The sequence below is a fragment of the Sphingomonas sp. DC5200-1 genome, assembly GCF_049897245.1.
Classification (GTDB): domain Bacteria; phylum Pseudomonadota; class Alphaproteobacteria; order Sphingomonadales; family Sphingomonadaceae; genus Sphingomonas; species Sphingomonas aquatilis.
Genome location: NZ_JAFCVW010000032.1, coordinates 1 through 2,603, shown reverse-complemented (window position 1 = coordinate 2,603; position 2,603 = coordinate 1). Strand labels below are relative to the sequence as shown.

At 65.4% G+C, this 2,603-nt stretch carries 2 protein-coding genes; both read left to right on the top strand.

All coding sequences use genetic code 11. The features are described from left to right. Positions 1 to 194: 194 nt before the first annotated feature. Positions 195 to 1,724 carry an IS21 family transposase gene (gene istA, locus ACP7A3_RS20865; protein WP_082730872.1) on the top strand — a complete coding sequence of 510 codons (1,530 nt, stop codon included), beginning with the start codon at positions 195 to 197 and terminating at the stop codon, positions 1,722 to 1,724. 11 nt (positions 1,725 to 1,735) lie between these two features. Next, positions 1,736 to 2,476: an IS21-like element helper ATPase IstB gene (gene istB / locus ACP7A3_RS20860; RefSeq protein WP_066675312.1), complete on the top strand. Its 741-nt coding sequence runs from the start codon at positions 1,736 to 1,738 to the stop codon at positions 2,474 to 2,476. Positions 2,477 to 2,603 lie beyond the last annotated feature (127 nt).

Here is a 2,603-nt window from a genome sequence, read left to right as displayed (position 1 = left end):
TGCTGATTCCGAGGGAAGCCGCCCCCTCATTCCGAAATGATGCCGCCCCCCTGTTCCGAGAATTACTCGCCCCCTGATTCCGAGATGATGTCGCCCCCTTTGCGGGGATGACGATGAAGGTCCGCTGCTGGGATTAGGTTTGCTTCCTTTGGGTTGTCCGAGGGAGGGAGCCGATGTCGGCGGAGCGATTGAGTATGCGACGGGTTCGCGAGATTTTACGGTACCGGTTTGAGCAGGGGCTGGGTCACAAGGCGATTTCGTATCGGGTGGGCGCCGCGCCCTCGACGGTGCGCGAGACGCTGAGGCGGGCAGCGGTCGCGGGTCTGGCTTGGCCGCTGGGCGCGGATGTCAGCGATGCCGTTCTGGAGGCGGCGCTTTACCGCGCGGCTGGCACCAAGACCGGCCATCGCCGCTGCCCTGAACCGGACTGGGCAGCGATCCATCGCGAGTTGAAGCGCAAGCATGTGACGCTGCAGATCGTGTGGGACGAATATATCGCTCAGCATCCGGAAGGTTATCGCTACAGCCGGTTCTGCGATCTCTATCGTGGCTGGGCGGCGAAGCTGCCGGTCACGATGCGGCAGACCCACGCCGCCGGCGAGAAGCTGTTCGTCGACTATGCGGGCGACAAGGTGGCTGTCGTGGTCGACCGGCTGACCGGCGAAATCCGCGACGCGCACATCTTCGTGGCGGTGTTGGGTGCATCGAGCCTGTCCTATGCCGAGGCGAGCTGGACCGAGACGCTGCCCGACTGGATCGCGGCGCACGTGCGGGCGCTGGAAGCCTTCGGCGGCGCGCCTGCCCTGTTCGTGCCGGACAATGCCAAGGTCGCGGTGATCAAGGCCTGCCTTTACGATCCACAGGTCAACCGCAGCTATGCCGAGATGGCGGCACATTACGACAGCGCGGTGCTGCCGACCCGTCCGCGCCGCCCACGCGACAAGGCCAAGGTGGAGGCCTGCGTGCTGATCGTCGAGCGCTGGCTGTTCGGGCGCCTTCGGCATCGGATCTTCTATAGCCTGGCCGAACTCAACGCCGCGATCGGCGACCTGCTCGCCGACCTCAATGACCGCCGTATCATGCGCCGCGTGGGCCAGACCCGGCGCCAGCTGTTCGAGGCCATCGACAGGCCTGCGCTGAAAGCTCTGCCGCTGGAACCCTATGTCTTCGCCGAATGGCGGCGGCGGCGCGCTGGTCTCGATTATCATGTCGAGATCGAGCGCCATTATTACTCGGTCCCGTATCGCTTCGCGCGCGAGCCGGTCGAGGCGCGGATCACCGCGCGTACGATCGAACTGTTCCACAAGGGTGAACGGATCGCCGCCCATATGCGCGGCTCCGGCAATGGCCGGCACACGACGATATCCGAGCATATGCCGTCATCCCACCGGCGCTTCGCCGACTGGACGATCGAACGCATCGCCACCGAGGCGGCCGCGATCGGCCCCTGTGCCGCCCTGCTGTGCGAGAAAATCCTGACCGATCGCCCGCATCCCGAGCAGGGCTTCCGGGCCTGCCTGGGCATCGTGCGCCTGGTGAAGGGCTTCGGCCGCGAACGGGTCGAAGCGGCGTGCAGCCGGGCGCTCGATATCGGCGCACGCACCTATGGATCGGTCCGATCGATCCTCGACAACCGGCTCGATCAGGCGCCCGCGCCCCGGCAGGCGCGCGACGATCGGACGATCACCCACCCGAATATCCGGGGTTCCCGCTACTATCACTGAAGGAGATCATGATGCTTCAACATCCCACTCTCGACCGGCTGAACGCAATGGGGCTGGCTGGCATGGCCAGGGCGTTCGACGAACTGGCCGCCAATGCCGAAGCCGAGCGGCTCACCCATCCCGAATGGCTGGCGCTGCTGCTCGACCGCGAATGGAGCTTCCGCCACGACCGCAAGCTGGCCGCCCGGCTGCGGTTCGCCAAGCTGCGCCATCAGGCAACCCCCGAGGATGTCGATTATCGCAGCCATCGAGGTCTCGACCGGGGGCTGTTCCTCAAGCTCGTCGCTGGTGACTGGATCGCCGCTCGCGACAATCTCGTCATCTGCGGCCCGACTGGCGTCGGGAAATCATGGCTGGCCTGCGCGCTAGGCCATAAGGCCTGCCGCGACGACCGTTCGGTGCTGTATCAGCGGGTGCCCAAGCTGTTCGCCAGCCTGGCGTTGGCACGCGGCGACGGACGCTACGCCCGCATCCTGGCCAAGCTCGGCAGCGTTCAGCTCCTGATTCTTGATGACTGGGGGCTTGAGCCACTCGATGCTCATGCCCGCTACGACCTCCTCGAAATCCTAGAAGAGCGTTATGGCCGTCGCTCGACGATCGTCACCAGCCAGCTGCCGATCGCGGCGTGGCACGAGGTGATCGGCGATCCGACCTATGCCGACGCCATCCTCGACCGGCTCGTCCACAACGCCCACCGCCTGGACCTCGACGGTGACAGCATGCGCCGGGTCAAATCCCCTTCAGAGGCTTGACGACCGGCACGAACGAAATAACAACAGACGTAGCCAGCACGGCCCTGTCTCCGGGGGGGCGACATCATCTCGGAACGAAGGGGCGCAATCATCTCGGAAACGAGGGGCGGCTTCATCGGAATCGGCA